This is a genomic window from Acuticoccus kandeliae (assembly GCF_003073115.1).
The window spans coordinates 93,285-115,719 of the sequence record NZ_QBBV01000003.1; the positions used below are offsets into that span (position 1 = coordinate 93,285).

A 22,435-nucleotide genomic window follows, 5' to 3' on the forward strand; every position below is an offset into this window, starting at 1 on the left:
TTTGAAGATGCCTAAAATGTGGCAGAGTCTTCGGGGTGAAGTTCGATCGGTCGAGCCCGCGACGCGCACCGGCGACATCCTCTCAGAGCCGGTAACCACGGCTTGCGTACAGGAATAATTTACCAAAACCCTGCCCCGCACGACCTGGAATAAAATCTCTTCGATCCAAACTGACAGTTGTTCATTACTGTTGATCGTCTGCTCAGCGTGGATAACACGTCAATGTGGGCAGGTATCTCGGTTGATGGCCGCAATCAAGGCCAAGACGCACTCGGACAAACACTGTTGCAATTGCGCAAACATCCGAGCGGGCCGACTCGTTCCCAAACCGGTCGGGATCAGCCGCGATGTGAAGGAAGGCGGGGAGAATGATGCCGAGCCGAAACGGCCGCCTCAGGCGGAGTTCTGTTTCTCGCTCATGTCTCGCGACATTGCCCGAAAGATCCGGATCGCCGCGCTCGCGGCCCCGAACCCGTTGTCGATGTTCACGGTGACGAGCCCGGCGGCGCACGAGGCAAGGGCGCTCGACAAGGCCGCCTTGCCGCCCTCGGCGACGCCGTAACCGACCGATGTCGGCACGGCGACGACCGGCGCGGCGACGAGTCCCGCGAGGACGCTGAAGAGCGCCCCCTCCATCCCGGCCACCGCGATCACCACGCGCTGCTCGCGGATCTCCGGCAGGCGGTTCATCAGCCGCCACAGACCGGCGACGCCGACATCGGCGATCACCGGCGCGTCGAACCCGGCAAAGGCGAGCGCGCGCGCCGCCTCACGGGCGACCGGCAGGTCGGACGTGCCGGCGCACACGACGCCGACGCCCGGCATCGTCGGCGCGACCGGCTCGCCATGGACGGCGGTGCGCGAGAGGGGGTCGTAGTCGAGCCGCGCGCGCGCCGTCTCGGGCAGGCGGCCGTGCGCATCTTCGGAGAGGCGGGTGAGGAAGAGGCGGCGCGGGCCGGCGGAGGCGAGGATCGCGGCGATCTGCGCCGGGGTCTTCCCGTCGCAAAGCACCGCTTCGGCGACGCCGGTGCGGGCCTCGCGGTCCCAGTCGATGGTAAAGTCGCTCATGGCTTCGGGTGGAGGAACGCCGATCCGCGGCGGTAGGGCCGGATCCCCGCGAACGGGCGTCCGGCATCATGGCACAAGGTGTCGGCGAGGCGGGCGACGCGGTCGGCCCGGTCGGCGTCCGGCAGCGGGCTGATCTCGGCGACGATCCCGCCCGCCGTCACGCGGCAGCGGAGCGCCTCGGCGTCCGGCAGGATCTCGCGCAGCGCGTTCTCCGCCTTGTCGATGAAGATCAGCATGTCGGCGTCGACCGGGATGCCCGTCTCGATCCGGCTCGCGAGGCATGGCTGCGCCGGCAGCCGCTCGAGGTCGGAGAGGCCGAGGGCGGCGGCGAGTGCGTAGATCCCGTCCTTGCCGATCCCCGCCTCCACGAACGGATGCACGACCCCGTGCGCCTCGGCCGCCTGGAGGCCGGGCCGATAGTCGCCGAGATCGTCGGCGTTGGTGCCGGAGGCGATCGGCGCCTCGGTCACGGAGCGGATGCGCGAATAGAGGTTCGTCTTGCAGAAGAAGCAGCGATTGACGGGGTTCGCGAGATAGTCCGGGTCGTTCATCTCGCCCGCGTCGAGGAGGCGGAGCGTCCAGTTGTGGCGCGCGGCGTGGCGTTTCACGCGCTCGGTTGCGGACACGGGGACCGCGGGGGAGACGGCGTGGATCGCCGTGACGGAGGCGCCGCTGCCGTGGGCGACGTGGGTCAGCACCATGGAATCGACGCCGCCGCTCACCGCGATGGCGAGGGTCGGATGGCGCGTGATGGCCGCCCGGAGACGGTCGAGTTCGGTCGCAACGCTCAAGCTTCACCCACCGGCTTCTTCACAGCACGCGCCGCCCGCCGGGCCGAAAGGCCGGGGATGGCGGCGACATCGTCGCTCTCGACCTTCACCGTCTCACGCCCGTCGGGGCGGACCACATGCTTGGTGCGCACCGCCGTCTGTCCCTCGCCGGACAGGCCCGTCCAGCGCGGCAGGTGGAAGCGCTGCTCGATCCGCCAGCGGAGGCCGATCGTCGTCGTCTCGTTGAGGCAGAGACGGGCGATGGGCTCGACCCGGTCGGCCCGCGTCAGGAGGCGGACCTCCTGCATCGGGCGGCCCTTCTTGCCGATCCGCATCCCGAAGGAGACGTCGAGCACACCGTCGGCGGCGCGCAGATGATCGGCGGCGACGGCGAGCTCCTCGCCGCTCATATCGTCGATGTCGAACATGATGATGCCGACCTCGTCGGTGTCGATGCTCTTCTGCTCGGTCTCGTAGATGAGGACGCGCAGCACGTTCGCCATGCCCGGAAGTTCGCGCGTGCCCGCGCCGAGCCCGGTGCCGGTGAGCTTGCCCGCCGGGCGCGCGTGGCCCTCGCCGGCGAGGTGGGCGAGGATCGCGGCCCCCGTCGGCGTCACCCGTTCGCCGGGAACGCCGTCGTCCACCATGGTGAAGCCCTTCAGGATCTCGGCGGTCGCCGGAGCGGGGACGGGGAGGCGCCCGTGCGCGGTCCGCACGAAGCCGCTGCCGGTCGGGAGCGTCGACACGCTCCAGCGGAAGCCGGCGAGGGCGGCGGCGATGCTGCCGGCCGCGACCACGTCCATCAGCGAATCCCAGTCCGCGAGCTCGTGGAAATGCACGGTCTCGATCGGCACGTCGTGGACCTTCGCCTCCGCTTCCGCGATGCGGTGGAGGATGGCCTTCGCCTCCCGCGCTGTCCCGTCGGAGAGCGGGGCGGCCTCGATCCGCGCGGCTAGCGCGGCGTAGGAGGTGCCGTGGTCGTGATGATGGTGCCCGTTCGCGGCCGTCCCGTGGTCGTGCCCGTGCACACCCTCATGGTGATGATGGTGGCCGTGCGCGTGCGCCGGCTCGTCCAGCCGGAAGCGGTGGACGGCGAGGCCGCCGCTCACCCCCGTCTCGAGGACAGGGCGGTAGCCCGCGGGCAGGACCGCGGCGCAGTCGGCGAAGACGCGATCCTCGAGGTCGGGCCGCGCGGCGATGAGCGCGGCCACGAACATGTCGCCCGCCGCGCCGCCCACGGCGTCGAGGTGAATGTGACCCTTGAGGGTCATTGTGCCTCTCTCGGTCGTCGGCTGCGGGCCCTCAGGCGGCCGCGGCCATGTCGGAGGTGATGGTCCCGTCGGGATCGAACGCCCAGGGGCGGGGCTCGCCGAGGATCTCCACGTCCGGATTGCTCTGCGCATCGGCCATCAGCGCCTCGGAGATCCAGATGGTCTCGAGGTGCAGCGTGTCGGAGATGCGGACCATCTTGATGTTCGACGGGTCCGGGCTGTTGCACGTCTTGATCGCGCACTTCAGCGCCAGCTCGTCGCTGTCCATAATCATCGGAATCTTCGCGCCGAGCATCACCGTGGAGGTGATGTGGTTGGCGTAGGTCGCGTTGAAGTCGATCTTGTTGAAGAGGCGCCGGGTGATGATGTCGGCAAGGCCCATCCCGGTGGCGTTGCCGCCGCTCTTCAGGCTGAGATCGAGGATCACGAGGCGGGTCGCCTCCTGGCGCGTCTTGATGAACGGGGTCGGCGCGCGGCCGGTGATGTTCGGGTCGGCGCCCGTGCCGGAATATTCCTTGCCCATCCGGTCGACGATCAGGACGTCGATCGGGTTGAAGAGGACACGGGGCATGTTCGCCTTGGAGATCTTGAGAAGCTCCTCCTCGCGCCGGAGGATGTTCTCGGCGAGGACGACCTCGGCGACGGCGATCTTGTCGTAGGCGTTCTCGACGGAGGCGACGCCGAACAGGATCTTCGCCTTGTCGAGCTTGATCTTCGCCATCTCGACGACGTGCTCGGCCATCTTGCCGAAGCCGTGCGCGTGGCAGGAATCGGCGCCCTTCTGCTTGCCGAGGCCGATCGTGATCATCTTGGCGAGACCGCTCTCGATCGGCGCGGTGAAGCTCGTGTGGGCCTTCACGCGGTTGATCACGCAGATCCCGTCCGCCTCCATGGCGAGGCGGTCGATGAGGACGGGGAGGCCGTTCGCGAGGCGGTCGAGCTCGACCGTGTCCATCGAGGAGCGGACCGGGGCGCCGACGCTTTCTTCCGTGACGCCGAGGCCGGCGAGGAGGCGCTCCTGGCCGAGCGCGCTCGCCCCGCCGTGGCTGCCCATCGCGGGCACGACGAAGGGCTCGGCGCCGAGCTTCTTCAACTCGTCGACCGTGACGCGGACGAGGAGGGGGAGATCGGCAAGGCCGCGGCTGCCGACGCCGACGGCGATCCGCGCGCCCTTCTCGATGCGCCCGGCGACGCCGGAATCCTTGAAGCTCTGGCGCAGCGCAGCCTCGACGTCGGGCAGGGCCGTATCGTCGAAGATCTGGCGCGCGGGGACCATGCGCGGCAGTTCGACGTGGTCGATCAGGCTCCGGATGACGTCCATGTTAGCTCCGCCCTTTGTGTCAACGTCAGACCGCCGGCCTTGGCGTGCCGGTCTTATGTCTCTCGTTCGCGATCTGGTCGATCGCATCTTTCTCCAAGCTTAACACGCTTTTCGGTTGGGTTGGCGAGCCCGGCGAGAAGCTTTGCGCAATCCAGGGTGAGCAGGCATAATGTCAAGTGGCGGATGCGCATTTAATTAAACCATAGAGTGAAATTCGTTCGCATGTGCAGGCAACCTATAGGCTGCTGGCGCGAGGCGGGATCACAACGGCACGGATAGGTCGGTCTCACGATGCACGGCAGTGTGAACCCTGGCGGACGCGCAGCGCCTGTGTGGCGCCGGCTTCTGGCGCGGCTGCGGCTTCTGAGCACCGATCAGATTGCCGTGATCGCGATGGTCGCGCTCGTCGGCACGCTCGTGCCGTCCGTGGTCGTGCTCGTCAGTGAGGCCGATGCCGGCCCGCTCGCTTTATGGCTCCACGCCGTCCCGGTCGGGAGCGGCCTCGTCGCCCTCTTTGCCTTGAAGACGCTCCGCCACCGCTCGATGCTCGTGCAGGATGCGCTCGACGCCACGCAGTCCGCCATCGTCGTCTACGACAAGGACGACCGGCTCGTCCTCGCCAACCGGCGCTACCGCGAGGCGCTCGGCGTGCCGGACGATGCATTCGTCCCCGGCGTCCACTATGGCGAGCTCCTGCGCCTCTCCCTGCCGAAGACGATGCCGGAGCCGGAGATCGAGAAGGAGTTCGAACGCCGCCTCGCGCTCCAGTCGGTGGCCGACGGGCGGCCGTCCGACCGGCTCTATCCCGGCCACGCCTGGCTCAGGGTGACGAAGACGCGCACGCCGCAAGGTTCGAATGTCGGCGTCGCGATCGACGTGACCGAGCTTTATGAGCTGCGCGAGCGGCTGGAGCGGGAGGCGCGCCGCTTCACGGCCCTCGCAGAGGGCGCGCCGGTCGGCATCTGCCAGGTCGACGAGGCGGGCAAAATCCTTTTCGTCAACGACGCGCTCCTCGGGATGCTGGGCGCGGCGGACCTCGACGACCTCGCCGGGGGCGCGCACGCCTTCACCCTCGGCAAGCAGCCGATCGCTGGCTTTCGCGAGCTCGTCCGCGTGCTCCTCGCGACCCCGCCGCAGGGCGAATTGCAGCTTTGCCTGGAATCGGAGGCGCGCGAGTTCCTGGTGAAGACCGCCTTCGTCGAGATGAAGGCCTCGCTCGACAGGATGCTGCCGCCGGAGCGGCGGGCGGGCGAGAACATCCTCATCTTCGTCGACCTCAGCGAGCGGGTGAAGGCGGAGGCGAAGATCCGCTTCCTCGCCCATCACGACCCGCTGACCGGGGCGGGCAACCGCGTCGCCTTCGTCCAGGACCTGCGCGCCGCGGTGGCGGAGGCGGACACGTGCCACCCGGTGTCGATCGTCACCCTCGATCTCGACCGCTTCAAGCCGGTGAACGACGCCTATGGCCACAGCGTCGGCGACCGCCTCCTCACGAGCCTCGTCGCCCGGCTCCAGGCGCTGCTGACGCCGAGGATGGCGATCTACCGCCTCGGCGGGGACGAGTTCGTCATCCTCTCGCGCGAGGCGGCGGATTTCGACGTGCTCGCCTTCGCGCGGCGGGCGGTGGCGCGCGTGGAGAGCCCGGTGCGCATCGCACAGCATGACATCGTGGTCGGGGCGAGCGCGGGCGTCAGCGTGTGGCCGCGCGACGCGACGGAGGAGGAGACCCTCCTTCATTATGCCGACCTCGCCCTCTATCAGGTGAAGCGGTCCGGCGGCGGCGACGCGATGGCGTTCGACCGCACGATCCTCTCCTCCACGAACGACCGCCGCCTCATGGAGGTCGACCTCGTCGATGCGCTTGAGAATCACGACTTCCGCATCGTCTTCCAGCCGGTCTACGGGCTCGACCGCAAGCGCGCGATCGGGGTTGAGACGCTGGCGCGCTGGCGCAACCGGCGCACCGGCGAGGACATTCCGCCGTCCACATTCATCAGCCTCGCGGAGGACACGAGCCTCATCCAGCGGATCGACTTCGAGGTGCTCGACAAGGCGGTCGCGCAGTTCGGCGCATGGTCGGGCGAGGGGATCACGCTCGACACGGTGCTCGTCAACATGTCCGCGCGCACGCTGGAGGCGCCGGGCACGGTGGAGCGCATCGCCGAGATCCTGATGCGGCGGCGCGTCTCCGGCCGTTCCGTGGTGATCGAGCTGACCGAGAGCTTCGCCATGCGCAGCGTCGGCGGGATGCTGCAGACGATCCGCGGGATCAACAATCTCGGCGTCCGCTTCGCGATCGACGATTTCGGCACGGGCTACACCTCGCTCCGCCTCCTCGCGGACCTGCCGATCAGCTTCCTCAAGATCGACCAGTCCTTCGTGCGCGACCTCACCGCCCCCGACCATGAAGGCGCGCTCGCGGTGGTGCGCGCCATCATCGACATGGCGAGCCACATGGACCTGTGCGTCATCGCCGAGGGGGTCGAGACGGAGGCGCAATTCGAGATCCTGAAGGCGCTCGGCTGCATCCGCTTCCAGGGCTACCTCTTCAGCCGCCCCGTCCCCGCCCAGGGGGTCACCGCGATGCTCGCCCCCGCCGAGTGAGGGCGTCCGGAGGCGGGGGGTAGGGCATTCGCGAAAATATTCGCGCCGGACCGCGCGGTTCCGGCGTACGAATATTGGCGTTCTGCGAACAAATGTCCTACTGTGTGCACGCTGCGTAAGTCAGCGATGGCCGACAACTGGCCCAAATGAAAATCAAATACGCGGCGGCTGCTTGCGCGGACCGCCGCCAGGGGAGGACTGAATGAAGCACGCCATGAAGGCGGCCGTGCTGGCGGCCGCGACCACGCTCGCCGCTGGAGCCGCTCTCGCCGGACCGAAGACGGTGGACGGTCCGGGCTACGAGCCGAGTTGTTTCGTGCCTTGGAACGAGGAAACGGCCTACTTCCAGTGGGAGCCGCGTCAGGGGCCGTTCAAGGTCGCCGTGGTCAACGGCTTCGTGGGCAACATCTGGCGCATTCAGATGATCAAGACCGCGAAGGCCTTCGTCGAGAAGGACGACATCGCGCCGCTCATCTCCGACTTCAAGGTCGTGTCGACCGGGACCGACGCCGCCGCGCAGCTCGGCGCGATCGAGGACTTCATCAACCAGGGCTATGACGCGATCGTCACCATCGCCGTCAGCCCGACCGGCTTCGACCGCGTGATCCGCCTCGCCAACCGCAACAACGTGGTGCTCGTCCCGTTCGACAACGTGCTCGACACCGACGACGTCATGCAGGTCAACGAGGACCAGTATGAGATGGGCGTGATGTCGGCCAACTGGCTGATCCAGCACGTCGGCAAGTCCGGCAAGATCCTCGAGGTGCGCGGCCTGCCCGGCAACTCGGTCGATCGCGACCGCCACGAGGGCTTCCGCTCCGTGATGGAAGGCGACGGCAACAATTTCGAGATCGTCGAAGTGGTCGGCAACTGGGCGCCGGGCGACTCGCAGAAGGTCACCGCCGACGCGCTCGCCGTGCACGGCAAGTTTGACGGCATCTTCAGCCAGGGCGGCACCAACGGCACCGTGCAGGCGCTGATCGATGCCGGCCATGCGTTCGTGCCGATGGCGGGCGAGGCCGAGAACGGCTTCCGCAAGCAGATCGCCGACCATTCGGACGAAGGCCTCCTCGGCCTCTCCTATGGCCAGTCGCCGGGCCTCGTCGCGATCTCGATCAAGGCGGCGCTCTCCGCGTTGCAGGGCAACGTCATGCCGCAGCTCATCTCGGTGCCGATCCCCGTGGTCGACAACACGACGGTGGAAGACGGCGTGAACTACTGGTCCAACCTGCCGGACGACTTCTTCACGCCGAATGATTTCCCGCCGTGCGGGGTGAACATCACCGCGCCGGAAATCATGGCCGAGACCGAAGCCAACAACTGAGGCGCGGTCCATCCGGAGTGCGGCCGGGCCCATCCGGGTCCGGCCTCTTCCGGGGCCCCATCCCGTCCGTTCAGCCGTCAATCCGGAGCTTCGCCCATGGACGACAGCGCTGCGGCGTCGCGCGACGATGCCGCCTATCTCGTGATGCGCGGCATCTCGAAATCCTATGGCGGCGTCCACGCGCTGACCGACATCGACTTTTCCTGCCGCAAGGGCTCCATCCATGCCGTCCTCGGCGAGAACGGGGCAGGCAAGTCGACCCTCATCAAGATCATTTCCGGCGTCGTCCAGCCGGACAAGGGGTCGATGAGCCTCGACGGCAGGCCGATCGAGTTCGCCTCACCGCTGGAGGCGAACGCGACGGGGATCGTCTGCATCTTCCAAGAACTGTCGCTGATGCCGGACCTCTCGGTCGCCGACAACATCGCGATCACCGACCCGCCGCGCAACCGCATCGGCCTCATCGACGGCCGGGCGCAGCGGCGGCTCACCGAGGAGCTCCTCGCCCGCGTCGGCTGCGAGGACATCGACCCGCGCGAACGGGTGCGCAACCTGCCGCTCTCGCGCCGCCAGATGGTCGAGATCGCGAAGGCGCTCGGCCGCAAGCCGCAGCTTCTCATCCTCGACGAGGCGACCTCCGCGCTGACGGGCTCGGACGTCGAGAAGGTCTACGCGATCCTCCACCAGCTCCGCGCCGAGGGCCTGTCCCTCCTCTACATCTCCCACCGCATGCACGAGATCGAGGCGCTCGCCGACACCTGCTCGGTGTTCCGCAACGGCCGCCACATCGAGACCTTCAAGAAGGGCGCGCACACCGATGACGAGATCGTCCAGCTCATGATCGGGCGCGACTGGTCGAACGTATTTCCGCCCAAGCCCGTCCGCACCGCCCCGCCGGAGCCGGTGCTGGAGGTGAAGAATCTGAGCTGGCCGCCGACTCTCAACGACATTTCGCTGACCGTTGGGCGCGGCGAGATCGTCGGCGTCGGCGGGCTCGACGGGCAGGGCCAGCGCGAGCTTCTCCTCGCCCTCTTCGGGGTCCTGCGTGGCGTCGCGGGGACGGTCTCGATCGACGGCAAGCGCGTGAAGATCAACAGCCCCGCCGAGGCGAAATCGCGCGAGATCGGGATGGCGCTGATCCCCGAGGACCGCAAGACCGAGGGGCTGATGCTGCCGATGGGCGTCGCCGAGAACATCACAATGGCGGCGCTGCCCTGGCTCACGAAGAACCTCGTCGTCGACCGCTCGGCCGAGGCGGAGAAGATCCGCGAGATGGTCGCGCAGATGCAGATCAAGGTGTCCGATCTCGACGCCCCGGTCGCCACCCTCTCGGGCGGCAACCAGCAGAAGGTGGTGATCGCGAAGTGGCTCCTGACGGGCGCGCGGATCATCCTCCTCAACGACCCGACGCGCGGCATCGATGTCGGCACCAAGCAGGAGATCTACCAGCTCCTGCGCCGCCTCGCCGCGCAGAACACGGCGATCCTCTTCTATTCGACCGACTATGACGAGCTGATCGGCTGCTGCGACCGCGTCCTCATCCTCTATGACGGAGAGGTCGTGCGCGAGCTCGAAGGCGAGACGCTGACCGAGACCAACATCATCGCCAGCGCGCTCAACCTGCCGGCGGAAGAGGTTCGCGCCGGAGGACACCAGGCATGAAGACGCTGCGCCTGATCCTTTCGCAGAATCTGGGTCTCCTCCTCGCGATCGGCCTCTTCGTCGTCCTCTACGCGCTCTATGTCTCGATGCACCCGAATTACGGGATGAACGTCATCCTGCAGAACGGGAACGAGGCGCTCGCCCTCATCCTCGTCGGCATGGCGCAGACGATGGCGGTGCTCGTCGGCGGACTGGACCTCTCGGTCGGGCCGCTGATGACCCTCGTCAACTGCTTCGGCTCGATCGTCATGGCGGGGACCGGGGGCAACGTCGTCCTCGGCATCATCGCCTGCATGGCGCTCGGCGCGGCGTGCGGGTTCATGAACGGCTGCGTCATCGTCTATGGCCGCATCCAGCCCATCATCGCGACGCTCGCGACCGGGGCGATCTATCTCGGCGCCGCGCTCTTCCTGCGGCCGACGCCGGGCGGCGCGATCGACGGCGACTTCGCCTGGGCCTTCACCAACGACATCAACGAGCTCGGCCTCACCTATGGCTGGTGGGAGGATCTCGGCTGGTTCGGCCTCCTGCCGCTCCAGCCCTTCTACCTGATCGCGCTGATCCTCCTCGTCTGGATCCCGTTCCGCCGCACGGCGACGGGGCGCGGGTGCTACGCCATCGGCTCGTCCGAGAGCGCGGCCTTCATGTCGGGCGTCAAGATCAACCGCTGCAAGCTGACCGCCTTCACGCTCGGCGGCTTCTTCGCCGGGTGCGCGGGCATCTACCTCACCATGCAGATCGGGTCGGGCAACGCCGACGCGCCGCAGGCGGCCGAGTACACGCTGCGCTCCATCGCGACGGTGGTGATCGGCGGCACCTCGCTCTATGGCGGCAGCGGCGGGGTGATAGGGACGATCTTCGGTGCGCTCGTGCTGCGCTCTATCTCGTTCATCTTCCGCGTCGTGCCCGAAGCGTCCGCGCTCGGCTTCGTCGCGAGCCCGCTGCTTCAACCCTTCTTCGAGGGGATCATTCTCCTCGTCGCCGTCAGCCTCGGTGCCGCGCGGACCTTCCGCGTGCGCAACCGCCTGTCGCTCTTCACGTGAGGCGCCGATGACGAACGTCTTCAAGCTCGACAAGCCGATCCTCATCGGGCTCGGATTCATCGTCCTCATCCTCGCGGTGGGGACCGCCTACACGATGGCGACGCAGGGGACGGCGGTCTTCCTGTCGCCGACGTACCTTCTGCAGCAGCTCCATGTGGGCGCCTTTCTCGGCATCACCGCGGCGGGGATGATGATGGTCATCCTCCTCGGCCATATCGACCTGTCGGTGCCGTGGACGCTCGCGGCGGGGGCGATGCTCGCGACCGCGATCGGGGGGCCGCTCGGCGCGCTCACCTGCATCGGGGTCGGACTCGCGGTGGGGCTCGTGAACGGGATCGGCGTCGCCTATCTGCGCGTCCCGTCCATGATCTTCACGCTCGGCGTCAACACCGTCCTCCTCGGCCTCATGGTGATGCTGACGGGCGGGCACGCGCCGCAGAGCGCGGCGACGGACCTGATGCTCTTCCTCGGCCGGGACCGCACCTTCGGCGTGCCGCACTCGGTGGTGGTGTGGGCGTTCGTCTCGCTCGCCCTCGTCTTCGTCCTCACCCGGACCCCGCTCGGCCGCTACATGTACGCGATCGGCAACCAGGAGGCGGCGGCGTACCTGTCGGGCGTGCGCACCCGGCTCGTGATCGTCGCGGCCTTCATGATGTGCAGCCTGTGCGCGGTGATCGCGGGGCTCGCCCTCGGCGGCTACTCCGCGCGCGCCTTCCAGGCGATGGGGGACGCCTACCTGCTGCCCTCCATCGCCGCCGTCGTGCTCGGCGGGACGAACATCCTCGGCGGCCAGGGGCGGTATGCGGGCACGGTGATCGGCGCGCTGATCATCGTCCTCCTCCAGAGCGTCCTTTCGGTGATGCAGATGGAGGAGGCGTTCCGCCAGGTGATCTACGGCACCGTGATCATCGGGATGCTGCTGATCTACAGCCGCGGCCGCAAGGTCGCGGCCTGAGGGCCGGTCAGGCGAGGACGAGGCGGCCCTTCGGGACGAGCCCGCGCCGCCGGATCGCGTTGCGCGTGTCGACGATGAGGGGCGCGTGCGCGGCGATGAGGCCGTAGTCCACCGCGTCATGGTCGGTCGCGATCAGCACCGCGTCGACCGCCGCGAGCGCCTCGGCGGTGAGCGGGACCGAGGCGCGGCCCTCCAGCGGGCCGTGCTTGCGCGTCGGCGGCACCGCCTCCACGTGCGGGTCGTGATAGGAGACGGCGACGCGCCGCGCCTCCAATATGTCGATGAGGCGGAGCGAGGGACTCTCGCGCACGTCCGACACGTTCTTCTTGTAGGCGAGCCCCACCACCAGAACCTTCGACGCGCTCAGCGACTTCTGGAGCGTCTCGTCGAGCCCCTCGGCGAGGCGGGCGATGACATAATCCGGCATCGCGACATTCACCTCGCCCGCGAGCTCCACGAAGCGGGTCGCGTGGCCGAACTCGCGCGCCTTCCAGGTGAGATAGAACGGGTCGATCGGGATGCAGTGCCCGCCGAGGCCCGGCCCCGGATAAAAGGGCATGAAGCCGAACGGCTTCGTCGCCGCGGCGTCGATCACCTCCCACACGTCGATGCCCATATCGGCGTAGACGACCTTCAACTCGTTCACGAGGGCGATGTTGACGGCACGGAAGATGTTCTCGGTGAGCTTCACTGCCTCGGCGGTGCGGGTCGAGCCGACCGGGACGATCCGCTCCACCACCGCGCCATAGAAGGCGCTGACGAGGGCGGCCGCATCCGCCCCATCGCCCGCGACCACCTTGGGGATCGAGGCGGTGCGGTGGGTGGCGTTGCCGGGGTCCTCGCGCTCGGGCGAGAAGCCGAGAAAGATCTCGTGACCCGAGCGCAGCCCCGTCTTTTCGAGGATCGGGCGGACGATTTCGTCCGTCGTGCCGGGGAAGGTGGTCGATTCCAGGACCACGAGCTGGCCGGGCCGAAGCGTCTTCGCGATGGCCTCGGCGGTGGCGACGACGAAGGAGAGGTCCGGGTCGCGGTTCTTGGTGAGCGGGGTCGGCACGCAGATGGTGACGACATCGCATTCGCCGAGGCGCGCGAAGTCGGTCGTCGCCTGGAGGCGGCCGCTCGCCGTATGCTCGGCGACCTCCTCGGAGGAGACGGCGTCGATATAGGACCGGCCGGCGGCGAGGCGCTCGGGCTTGCGGGGGTCGATGTCGAAGCCGATCACGGTGAAGCCGGCCCGCGCCGCACTTGCCGCGAGGGGCAGGCCGACATAGCCGAGGCCGATCACGCCGACGGTGGCGGTCCGGTTCTCGATCCTCGCGTGGAGAGAGCGCGCTGGCTCTGAGACGTTGGCGTTGGTGTCCACCGTGGCTCCTGTCGGCGCCGGCGCCCTGCGGCGCCTCGTACGAACGGGTCTCCTAGCGCGCTTTCAAGGCGATGAAAATCAACCGGCCGTCGGGCGGGACGGTGCGCGCTGCGCCGCAGCATGATTTCGCCGCGGCGCGGTAAATTGCCGAGGCCGCTTGTGGTACCGTTCCCATGTTGATGGGAATGTTTCGTCAAACAGAAGAAATATTCCAATAGATTCCAATCGGATCAAATTCCCGTTTTAGTTAAGTATGCCTACATAATCGGGACACGCGAAGGCGACGTCATCCTTCAGGGTTTGCGCATTGACAAGGCGATCACTGCATCGTCAAAGTTCAAGGAAATCAAATAAGCGGCAAAGCCGCGCCAAGGGAGGGACGTTATGAGGCGAACGCCGATTATCATGGGCGCGATGACGGCCGTCGCGCTGGCCTTCGCAGCACAGGCCGAGACGATCACGATCGCCACCGTGAACAATGGCGACATGATCCGAATGCAAGGCCTCACCGAGGATTTCACCTCGAAGCATCCGGACATCCAGCTCGAATGGGTGACGCTCGAGGAGAACGTGCTGCGCCAGCGCGTCACGACCGACATCGCCACCAAGGGCGGCCAGTATGACGTGATGACGATCGGCACCTACGAAGTGCCGATCTGGGCGAAGCAGAACTGGCTCGTGCCGCTCGACGATCTCGGCGACGATTACGACGTCGACGATCTCCTGCCCGCGATCCGCGACGGTCTCTCGATGGACGGGACGCTCTATGCGGCGCCCTTCTACGGCGAGAGCTCGATGGTGATGTACCGCAAGGACCTGTTCGAGAAGGCCGGTCTCGAGATGCCGGACGCGCCGACCTGGGACTTCATCGCCGACGCCGCCCGCAAGATCACCGACAAGGACAACGAAATCTACGGCATCTGCCTGCGCGGCAAGGCGGGCTGGGGCGAGAACATGGCCTTCCTGACGGCGATGTCGAACTCGTTCGGCGCGCGCTGGTTCGACATGGACTGGAACCCGCAATTCGACAGTCAGGCCTGGAAGGACACGCTGAACTTCTATCTCGACCTGATGAAGGATGCCGGCCCTCCGGGGGCGTCCTCGAACGGCTTCAACGAGAACCTCGCCCTCTTCCAGACCGGCAAGTGCGGCATGTGGATCGACGCCACCGTCGCCGCCTCGTTCGTGACCAACCCGTCCGAGAGCAAGGTCGCCGACCAGGTCGGCTTCGCCCTCGCGCCCGACAAGGGGCTCGGCAAGCGCGGCAACTGGCTGTGGGCCTGGTCGCTCGCGATCCCCGCCGGTTCGGAGAAGGTCGACGCGGCGAAGGCGTTCATCGGCTGGGCCACCTCGAAGGCCTATCTGGATCTCGTCGCGGAGAAGGAAGGCTGGGCGAACGTCCCGCCGGGCACGCGCACGTCCCTCTATGAGAACCCGAAATATCAGGAGGCGGCGCCCTTCGCGGAGATGACGCTGAACTCCATCAAGGCGGCCGACCCCAACCAGCCGACCGTCGACGAGGTGCCCTATACCGGCGTCCAGTTCGTGGCGATCCCCGAATTCCAGGGCATCGGCACGGCCGTCGGCCAGCAATTCTCGGCGGCGCTCGCCGGGAACATCACGGCAGATCAGGCGCTCGCCACCGCGCAGCAGGTGACGAGCCGTGAGATGCGGCGCGCAGGCTATCCAAAATAGAGGCGGCGCCGCTGGACGGGTGCCGACGCGGCACCCGTCGCAACTGAGCGGGCGCTCCGGCGTCCGCTTCTTGTCCCGGGGAACTCGCTTGTGGCCACGCAGCACTCAAAAGTAGCCGCAAGGCTCATGATCTCACCGGCCGTCATCCTGCTTTTGATCTGGATGATCGTGCCGCTCTCCATGACGCTCTACTTCTCGTTCCTGCGCTACAATCTGTTGATGCCGGGGATGGAGGAGTGGGTCGGCTTCCTCAACTACGAATTCTTCCTCACCGACCCGGCCTTCTTCGCGGCGCTGAGCAACACGCTGATCCTCGTCGGCGGGGTGCTCGCCATCACGATCATCGGCGGCGTCCTCCTCGCGCTCCTCCTCGACCAGCCGGTGTTCGGGCTCGGGATCGTGCGCATCCTCGTCATCGCCCCGTTCTTCGTGATGCCGACCGTGTCGGCGCTCGTCTGGAAGAACATGTTCATGAACCCGGTGAGCGGGCTCTTCGCCTTCATCGCGAAGGGACTCGGCCTGCCGCCGCTCGACTTCTTCGCCCAAGCGCCGCTCTTCTCGATCATCATCATCGTCGCCTGGCAGTGGCTGCCGTTCGCGACGCTGATCCTGCTGACGGCGCTTCAATCCCTCGATTCGGAGCAGCTCGAGGCGGCCGAGATGGACGGCGCGCCGCCGCTCTCGCGCTTCGTCTACATCGTCCTGCCGCACCTTGCCCGCGCGATCACCGTGGTGATCCTCATCCAGACGATCTTCCTCCTGTCGGTCTTCGCGGAGATCCTCGTCACGACGAATGGCGGGCCGGGCTACGCCACGACCAACATCACATTCCTCGTCTACGCCCAGTCGCTCCTGCAGTTCGACGTGGGCGGCGGGTCCGCCGGCGGCATCGTGGCCGTCATCCTCGCCAACATCGTCGCGATCTTCCTGATGCGGATGATCGGCAAGAATCTGGACGTCTGAGCCATGGCCCGCGCCGTCTCGACCCGCCGGAAGATCGTCGTCTCGCTCATCGCCTGGGGCATCGGCTTCCTGATCTTCTTCCCGATCCTCTGGACGATCCTGACGAGCTTCAAGACCGAGGCGGAGGCGGTCGCGACGCCGCCTTCCTTCCTGTTCTTCGACTGGACGCTCGAGAATTACGTCACCGTGCAGGAGCGCTCGAACTATTTCCGCCACTTCATGAACTCGGTGGTGATCTCCCTCGGCTCGACGCTCGCGGGCCTCGTTATCGCGATCCCCGCCGCGTGGTCGATGGCCTTCGTGCCCGGCAAGCGCACCAAGGACGTCCTGATGTGGATGCTCTCCACCAAGATGCTGCCGGCGGTGGGCGTCCTCATCCCGATCTACCTGATCTTCCGCGACACCGGCCTCCTCGACACACGGATCGGCCTCGTCATCGTCCTGACGCTGATCAACCTGCCGATCATCATCTGGATGCTCTTCACCTATTTCCGCGAGATTCCGGGCGACATCCTGGAGGCGGCGCGGATGGACGGGGCGACGCTGCGCTCGGAGATCCTCTACGTCCTCGTCCCGATGGCGGTGCCCGGCATCGCCTCGACGCTTCTTCTCAACATCATCCTCGCGTGGAACGAGGCCTTCTGGACGCTGAACCTCACGGCTGCCCGGTCCGCCCCGCTCACGGCCTTCATCGCCAGCTATTCGAGCCCGGAAGGCCTCTTCTACGCCAAGCTCTCCGCCGCATCGACGATGGCGATCGCCCCCATCCTCATCCTCGGCTGGTTCTCCCAGAAGCAGCTCGTGCGCGGCCTCACCTTCGGCGCGGTGAAGTAGGACACCATGGGCCAGATCATCCTCAAGGACGTGACCAAGAGCTTCGGCTCCGTCGATGTCATCAAGCCTCTCAATCTCGACATCGAGGACGGCGAGTTCGTCGTCTTCGTCGGCCCGTCAGGGTGCGGGAAGTCCACCCTCCTGCGCCTCATCGCGGGCCTCGAGGACGTGACCTCCGGCACCATCCTCATCGACGGGCAGGACGCCACCCTGACCCCGCCCGCCAAGCGCCGCCTCGCGATGGTGTTCCAGTCCTACGCGCTCTACCCGCACATGTCGGTCGCGAAGAACATCGCCTTCCCGCTGCGCATGGCCGGGCTCCCGAAGTCGGAGATCGACAAGAAGGTGAAGGGCGCGGCCGCGACGCTCAACCTCACCGACTATCTCGACCGGCGTCCGGGCCAGCTCTCCGGCGGCCAGCGCCAGCGCGTCGCGATCGGGCGCGCGATCGTGCGCGAGCCGGCCGCCTTCCTGTTCGACGAGCCGCTCTCGAACCTCGACGCCGCGCTGCGCGTGAATATGCGCCTCGAGATCTCCGAGCTGCACAACCAGCTCGGCACGACGATGATCTACGTGACCCACGACCAGGTCGAGGCGATGACGATGGCCGACAAGATCGTCGTCCTCAGCGCCGGCCAGATCGAGCAGGTGGGCAGCCCGCTGGATCTCTACCGCTCCCCGCGCAACACCTTCGTCGCCGGCTTCATCGGCTCGCCCCGGATGAACTTCATCGACGGCAGCGTCGCCGCCTCGCACAACGCGGCGAAGATCGGCGTGCGGCCCGAGCACATCCGCCTGTCGAACGATGCCGGCGACTGGCAGGGCGTCGTCGGCGTGTCCGAGCATCTCGGCTCCGACACCTTCCTCCACGTCAATGTCGACGGGATCGGCACCCTGACCGCCCGCTCCGACGGCGAGTTCGGCGCCCACCACGGCGACCGCGTCTACCTCACCCCGGCGCAGGACAAGATCCACCGCTTCGACGGGCGTGGGAACGCGCTCTGAGATGGGCCGGCTCGACGGAAAGCGCGCTCTCATCACCGGCGCGGCCCGTGGCATCGGCTTCGCCTTCGCCGAGGCCTATGCGCGCGAGGGCGCCCGCGTCGCGATCGGCGACATCGACCTCGACCGCGCGCGGGAGGCGGCCGATTCCATCGGCGACGCAGCCATCGCCGTCCGCCTCGACGTGACCGACCAGATCTCCATCGACGCCGCCGTCGCGACCACCACCGCCGCGCTCGGGCGGATCGACATCCTCGTCAACAACGCCGCCCTCTTCGACCTCGCCCCCATCGCCGAGATCACGCGCGAGAGCTACGACCGGCTCTTCTCCGTCAACGTCGCGGGCGTGCTCTTCACCATGCAGGCGGTGGCGCGGCGGATGATCGCCGACGGCAAAGGGGGCAAGATCATCAACATGGCGAGCCAGGCGGGGCGGCGGGGCGAGCCGCTCGTCGCGGTCTATTGCGCGACCAAGGCGGCGGTGATCAGCCTCACCCAGTCGGCCGGGCAGAACCTCATCAAGCACGGCATAAACGTGAACGCGATCGCGCCCGGCGTGGTCGACGGCGAGCATTGGGACGGGGTCGACGCCCTCTTCGCCCGGCACGAAAATCTTCCCCCCGGCGAGAAGAAGCGCCAGGTGGGCGCCGCCGTCCCGTTCGGCCGGATGGGCCGGGCGGAGGATCTCACCGGGATGGCGATCTTCCTCGCGACATCGGAGGCGGACTACATCGTCGCCCAGACCTACAATGTCGACGGCGGGAACTGGATGAGCTGATGACGCGCCTTTCGCTCGCGAACCTCGAAGAGATCGCCGCCACGGCCGCGGTGCCGGCCTATCAGCGCCGGCAGCTTTCGCCGGGCATCGTCCATTTCGGCGTCGGCAATTTCCACCGCGCGCACCAGGCGGTCTATCTCGACCGCCTCTTCAACACCGGGCGCGACCATGATTTCGCGATCATGGGGGCCGGCGTCATGAAGGGCGACCAGGCAATGCGCGACGCCCTCTCCGGACAGGACTGGCTGACGACCGTCGTCGACCAGTCGGCCGAGGTGAGCCGCGCGCGGGTGACGGGGGCGATGATCGACTTCGCCCCGGTCGCCGACGCCGAGGCGATCCTCCACCGGCTCGGCGATCCGGCGATCCGCATCGTCTCGCTGACGGTGACGGAGGGCGGCTATTTCATCGATTCCACCGGCAGGTTCGACGCGAACCATCCGGCGATCATCGCCGACGGCGCCTCGCTCGCCGCGCCGAAGACGGTGTTCGGCCTCATCGCCGCGGGCCTCAAGCGGCGCCGCGCGGCCGGGGTCGAGCCCTTCACGGTCATGTCGTGCGACAACATCCCCCACAACGGGAAGGTCACGCGCAACGCCGTCGTCGGCACGGCGGCGCTCGGCGACCGCGACCTCGCGGACTGGATCGAGGGCGAGGTCGTGTTCCCGAACGGCATGGTCGACCGCATCACCCCCGCCACGGGCGAGCGGGAGCGGGCGATGGCGCTGAAGGATTTCGGCATCGAGGATGCGTGGCCGGTCTTCTGCGAGGACTTCATGCAGTGGGTGCTGGAGGACACCTTCCCCTCCGGCCGCCCGGCGCTCGAGGAGGTCGGCGTCGAGTTCGTGGAGGACGTCTCCCCCTACGAGACCATGAAGATCCGCATCCTGAATGGCGGTCACGCGGTGATCGCCTATCCGGCCGGGCTCCTCGGGATCGAGTTCGTCCACGAGGCGATGGAGCACCCGCTGATCGCGGCCTTCCTGCGCAAGATCCACCGGGACGAGATCATCCCCATCGTCCCGCCGGTGCCGAACACCGACCTTGCGACCTACGCCAAGGAGATCGAGCGGCGCTTCGCCAACCCCAAGATCGGCGATACGGTGCGCCGCCTCTGCCTCGACGGGTCGAACCGGCAGCCGAAATTCATCGTCCCCTCGATCGCCGACCGCCTCGCGGACGGCGCGGGCATCACCGGCCTCGCGCTCGAATCGGCGCTCTGGTGCCGCTATTGCCGGGGCGTGACCGAGGCGGGCGAGACGATCGCACCGAACGATCCGAACTGGGACCGGCTGAAGCCGGTCGCCGAGGCCGCCGCCGCCAACCCCGAGGCCTGGCTCGCCATGAGCGACATCTATGGCGAGATCGGCACCGCGCCGGCGATGCGCGCGGGCTTCGCCAAGGCGCTCGCGAGCCTTGCCGAGGTCGGCACCGAGGCGACTCTGCGCCGCTATCTCGACGGCGCGCTCGGCTGAGCGACATCCCTGCGCGTGTGCGGCGCCTCGGTTCTGGTAGGTTGGCCGGAACGGGGCAGCGCGCGGGTCGAACCATCGTGGAGAGCAACTACCGGTCCTTCGCCGAGGTCGTGAAGCACGGATCGATCCGGCAGGCGGCGGACGCGATGCACATGTCGGCCTCGTCCGTCAGCCGGCAGATCCGCCAGCTGGAGCACGCCTTCGACACCCAGCTCCTGGTGCGCAACACGCAAGGGGTGCGCCTCACCCCGGCCGGCGAGGTGCTGGCGCGCTTCGTGCGCACCCGCAGCCGCGAGACGCAGCGCCTTCAGGCCGCGATCGACGCGCTGAAGGGGCTCCGCGTCGGCCACCTCTCGATCTACACGGTGGAGGGGACGATCGGCGGGCTCCTCCAGAACGCGCTCGCCCGCTTCTCCACCGACTATCCGGAGATCACCTACGACGTGGTCGTCGCCGGCACGGACGATGTCGCCCGCGCGGTGGAGGACGACCGGTGCGAGCTCGGCATCCTCTTCTATCCCCATCCGCGCCCCGGGATCGCGCCGCTTCTCAGAATGCCCGCGCCGCTCTTCGCGGTTGTCGCGCCCGACCACCGGCTCGCCGGGCAGGCCTCCGTGTCGCTTGCCGAGATCGCGATGGAGCCGGTGGGGCTGCCGAACGCGAGCTTCGGCATCCGCCACCTCGTCGATCACATCGTGAAGGCGAACAATATCGAGTTGAAGATCCGGCTCGAGACGAACTCCATCGACATGGTGCGCCAGTTCGCGATCCGCGGGATGGGGGTGACGCTGCTGCCGGGCTTCGGCATCGAGCGCGAGCTTCAGGCCGGCAGCCTCGTCGCGCTGCCGCTGAAGGAAGGCGAGGTGTCGCAGTCCACGATGCAGGTGGTGAAGCGCACCGGCGTCGAGCTCAGCCCCGTCGCCAATCGCTTCGTCAGCGTGGTCGCCGACCATGTCGGGCCGGAGGGTGTTGCGCAACTTGCAACACCGCGTGCCTAAATCTCTTGTTTTAAGCACTTCAAGGCGCGGTTACGCTTCGGGACTGATCCCGGCACGCTTGGAGGCGCCGAATGCTGAAATCATCGCTCTTGTCGATCTCGACCCTGGCTGTCGCCGTCGCGGCCAGCCTCTCCCTCGCGGTTCCGGCCGACGCGCAGGACACGATCCGCATCGGCGCGCCGCTTCCGCTGACCGGGCCGCTCTCGCCGGAAGGCCTCAAGCAGCAGCGCGGCTACGATCTGTGGGCCGAGACGGCCAACGCGGCCGGCGGGATCGATGTCGGCGGCACCAAGATGCCGGTCGAGATCGTCTACGTGGACTACGAATCGAACACGCCGCGCGCCGTGCAGTCGGCCGAGCGGCTGATCACCGAGGACAAGGTGAACTTCCTGTTCTCGCCGTTCGGTTCGGGCGCGGCGAAGGCGGCGAGCAGCGTGTCGGAGCGCTACGGCATCCCGACCATCGCGGCGACCGCATCGTCCGAAGCGGTCTATGACCAGGGCTACCAGTATCTCTTCGGCACCTTCACGCCGAACTCGACGCTGACGACCCCGCTCACCGAGATCGTCGTGAACTCGGGCGAGGACATCAAGACCGTCGCGATCTACGCCCGCAACGACCTCTTCCCGCTCGCTATCGCGAAGGAGATGGAGGCCTCCGCGAAGGCGAATGGGCTCGAAGTCCTCTCCTTCGACGAGTACGCGATCGGCACGCTCGACCACGCCTCGGCGCTCACCCTGATGCGCCAGAGCCAGCCGGACTGGGTGTTCGCCACCGGCTACATCAACGACCTCATCCTGATGCGCCGCCAGATGAGCGAGCTCGGCATCAAGCCGAAGGTCCTCACCATGATCGCGGGCCCGGCCTACAAGGAGTTCGTCGAGGCTGGCGGCCCGCTCGCCGAGAACATCTCCAGCGCGGCCTGGTGGCATCCGTCCGTGACCTATGAGGGCGAGGACGTCTTCGGCACCACCGCCGACTATGTCGCCGCCTTCGAGGCGAAGTACGGCGCGCTGCCCGACTATGCCGAGGCCTCCGCGAGCGCCGCCGGCGCCATCCTCGAGCTCGCCATCGAGAAGGCGGGCACGGTCGACCCGGCCGCGGTGCGCGACGCGCTCGCCTCGCTCGACGTCACCACCTTCTATGGCCAGGTGAAGTTCGGCGAGACCGGCCAGATCACCTCCCTCGAGCCCCCGGTCTTCCAGATCCAGGACGGCGAGGCGAAGGCGATCTTCCCCGAGGCGATCAAGCAGACCGACCTGAAGTTCGGCGGCATCCAATAAGTTAGGGAGCACCCCGGCCGGTCCGC

General features: G+C 67.6%; 18 protein-coding genes. 13 read left to right on the top strand and 5 right to left on the bottom strand.

All coding sequences use genetic code 11. The features are described from left to right. Window positions 1-393: 393 nt before the first annotated feature. Genes larB through DBV35_RS19690 form a run of 4 tightly spaced genes read right to left on the bottom strand, consistent with a single transcriptional unit; the run spans window position 394 to window position 4,430 of the window. Window positions 394-1,068, bottom strand: coding sequence for a nickel pincer cofactor biosynthesis protein LarB (larB, locus tag DBV35_RS19675; protein WP_108662091.1), 675 nt, complete (start codon window positions 1,066-1,068; stop codon window positions 394-396). After that, entirely contained in the window at window positions 1,065-1,859 is a 795-nt protein-coding gene (gene larE / locus DBV35_RS19680; protein ID WP_108662092.1) for an ATP-dependent sacrificial sulfur transferase LarE, read from the bottom strand. Before larE ends, larB begins: the two co-directional genes overlap by 4 nt. After that, entirely contained in the window at window positions 1,856-3,109 is a 1,254-nt protein-coding gene (larC, locus tag DBV35_RS19685; protein WP_108662093.1) for a nickel pincer cofactor biosynthesis protein LarC, read from the bottom strand. The genes larE and larC overlap by 4 nt, the downstream gene beginning before the upstream one ends. Window positions 3,110-3,140: 31 nt before the next feature. Beyond that, window positions 3,141-4,430, bottom strand: coding sequence for a nickel pincer cofactor-dependent isomerase, group 22 (locus DBV35_RS19690; RefSeq protein ID WP_108662094.1), 1,290 nt, complete (start codon window positions 4,428-4,430; stop codon window positions 3,141-3,143). Between the two features lie 393 nt (window positions 4,431-4,823). Here DBV35_RS19690 and DBV35_RS19695 point away from each other — a divergent pair, with 393 nt between their 5' ends. The 5 genes from DBV35_RS19695 (at window position 4,824) to DBV35_RS19715 (ending at window position 12,018) form a co-directional block, all read left to right on the top strand. Continuing rightward, on the top strand, window positions 4,824-7,034 hold the full coding sequence (locus tag DBV35_RS19695) for a putative bifunctional diguanylate cyclase/phosphodiesterase (protein ID WP_245944048.1): 2,211 nt from the start codon (window positions 4,824-4,826) through the stop codon (window positions 7,032-7,034). A 202-nt stretch (window positions 7,035-7,236) separates the two neighbouring features. Continuing rightward, window positions 7,237-8,358 (top strand): sugar ABC transporter substrate-binding protein, encoded by a 1,122-nt coding sequence (locus tag DBV35_RS19700; RefSeq protein ID WP_108662096.1) that lies wholly within the window; start codon window positions 7,237-7,239, stop codon window positions 8,356-8,358. Between the two features lie 96 nt (window positions 8,359-8,454). Further along, window positions 8,455-10,020, top strand: coding sequence for a sugar ABC transporter ATP-binding protein (locus DBV35_RS19705; protein ID WP_108662097.1), 1,566 nt, complete (start codon window positions 8,455-8,457; stop codon window positions 10,018-10,020). Then, window positions 10,017-11,063 carry an ABC transporter permease gene (locus DBV35_RS19710; RefSeq protein ID WP_108662098.1) on the top strand — a complete coding sequence of 349 codons (1,047 nt, stop codon included), beginning with the start codon at window positions 10,017-10,019 and terminating at the stop codon, window positions 11,061-11,063. The genes DBV35_RS19705 and DBV35_RS19710 overlap by 4 nt, the downstream gene beginning before the upstream one ends. 7 nt (window positions 11,064-11,070) lie before the next feature. Further along, entirely contained in the window at window positions 11,071-12,018 is a 948-nt protein-coding gene (locus tag DBV35_RS19715) for an ABC transporter permease (protein WP_108662099.1), read from the top strand. Window positions 12,019-12,025: 7 nt separating this feature from the next. On the opposite strand, the gene DBV35_RS19720 is transcribed toward DBV35_RS19715, so the two are convergent. Further along, window positions 12,026-13,381, bottom strand: a complete 1,356-nt coding sequence (locus tag DBV35_RS19720; RefSeq protein WP_108662100.1) for a nucleotide sugar dehydrogenase — start codon at window positions 13,379-13,381, stop codon at window positions 12,026-12,028. A 384-nt stretch (window positions 13,382-13,765) separates the two neighbouring features. Between DBV35_RS19720 and DBV35_RS19725 the strand changes: the two genes are divergently transcribed. The 8 genes from DBV35_RS19725 (at window position 13,766) to DBV35_RS19760 (ending at window position 22,409) form a co-directional block, all read left to right on the top strand. Continuing rightward, entirely contained in the window at window positions 13,766-15,076 is a 1,311-nt protein-coding gene (locus tag DBV35_RS19725; protein WP_108662101.1) for an ABC transporter substrate-binding protein, read from the top strand. Window positions 15,077-15,166: 90 nt separating this feature from the next. Then, entirely contained in the window at window positions 15,167-16,039 is an 873-nt protein-coding gene (locus DBV35_RS19730; RefSeq protein ID WP_108662102.1) for a carbohydrate ABC transporter permease, read from the top strand. A 3-nt stretch (window positions 16,040-16,042) separates the two neighbouring features. Continuing rightward, window positions 16,043-16,873, top strand: coding sequence for a carbohydrate ABC transporter permease (locus tag DBV35_RS19735; protein WP_108662103.1), 831 nt, complete (start codon window positions 16,043-16,045; stop codon window positions 16,871-16,873). A gap of 6 nt (window positions 16,874-16,879) precedes the next feature. After that, entirely contained in the window at window positions 16,880-17,878 is a 999-nt protein-coding gene (locus DBV35_RS19740; protein WP_108662104.1) for an ABC transporter ATP-binding protein, read from the top strand. A gap of 1 nt (window position 17,879) precedes the next feature. Continuing rightward, window positions 17,880-18,653: an L-iditol 2-dehydrogenase gene (locus tag DBV35_RS19745; RefSeq protein WP_108662105.1), complete on the top strand. Its 774-nt coding sequence runs from the start codon at window positions 17,880-17,882 to the stop codon at window positions 18,651-18,653. Continuing rightward, the gene (locus tag DBV35_RS19750; RefSeq protein ID WP_108662760.1) at window positions 18,650-20,128 is read left to right on the top strand and encodes a mannitol dehydrogenase family protein; all 1,479 of its coding nucleotides are present in this window, start codon (window positions 18,650-18,652) and stop codon (window positions 20,126-20,128) included. Before DBV35_RS19745 ends, DBV35_RS19750 begins: the two co-directional genes overlap by 4 nt. A gap of 77 nt (window positions 20,129-20,205) precedes the next feature. Then, window positions 20,206-21,126, top strand: coding sequence for a LysR family transcriptional regulator (locus tag DBV35_RS19755; protein ID WP_108662106.1), 921 nt, complete (start codon window positions 20,206-20,208; stop codon window positions 21,124-21,126). A gap of 71 nt (window positions 21,127-21,197) precedes the next feature. Continuing rightward, on the top strand, window positions 21,198-22,409 hold the full coding sequence (locus tag DBV35_RS19760) for an amino acid ABC transporter substrate-binding protein (RefSeq protein ID WP_108662107.1): 1,212 nt from the start codon (window positions 21,198-21,200) through the stop codon (window positions 22,407-22,409). The last annotated feature ends 26 nt before the right edge of the window (window positions 22,410-22,435 follow it).

Coding starts and splice junctions, on each gene's coding strand:
- DBV35_RS19695 (WP_245944048.1), top strand. CDS start 4,824: ATGGTCGCGCTCGTCGGCACGCTCGTGCCGTCCGTGGTCGTGCTCGTC.
- DBV35_RS19760 (WP_108662107.1), top strand. CDS start 21,198: ATGCTGAAATCATCGCTCTTGTCGATCTCGACCCTGGCTGTCGCCGTC.
- DBV35_RS19740 (WP_108662104.1), top strand. CDS start 16,880: ATGGGCCAGATCATCCTCAAGGACGTGACCAAGAGCTTCGGCTCCGTC.
- larC (WP_108662093.1), bottom strand. CDS start 3,109: ATGACCCTCAAGGGTCACATTCACCTCGACGCCGTGGGCGGCGCGGCG.
- DBV35_RS19735 (WP_108662103.1), top strand. CDS start 16,043: ATGGCCCGCGCCGTCTCGACCCGCCGGAAGATCGTCGTCTCGCTCATC.
- DBV35_RS19745 (WP_108662105.1), top strand. CDS start 17,880: ATGGGCCGGCTCGACGGAAAGCGCGCTCTCATCACCGGCGCGGCCCGT.
- DBV35_RS19690 (WP_108662094.1), bottom strand. CDS start 4,430: ATGGACGTCATCCGGAGCCTGATCGACCACGTCGAACTGCCGCGCATG.
- larB (WP_108662091.1), bottom strand. CDS start 1,068: ATGAGCGACTTTACCATCGACTGGGACCGCGAGGCCCGCACCGGCGTC.
- DBV35_RS19725 (WP_108662101.1), top strand. CDS start 13,766: ATGAGGCGAACGCCGATTATCATGGGCGCGATGACGGCCGTCGCGCTG.
- DBV35_RS19710 (WP_108662098.1), top strand. CDS start 10,017: ATGAAGACGCTGCGCCTGATCCTTTCGCAGAATCTGGGTCTCCTCCTC.
- DBV35_RS19715 (WP_108662099.1), top strand. CDS start 11,071: ATGACGAACGTCTTCAAGCTCGACAAGCCGATCCTCATCGGGCTCGGA.
- DBV35_RS19700 (WP_108662096.1), top strand. CDS start 7,237: ATGAAGCACGCCATGAAGGCGGCCGTGCTGGCGGCCGCGACCACGCTC.
- DBV35_RS19705 (WP_108662097.1), top strand. CDS start 8,455: ATGGACGACAGCGCTGCGGCGTCGCGCGACGATGCCGCCTATCTCGTG.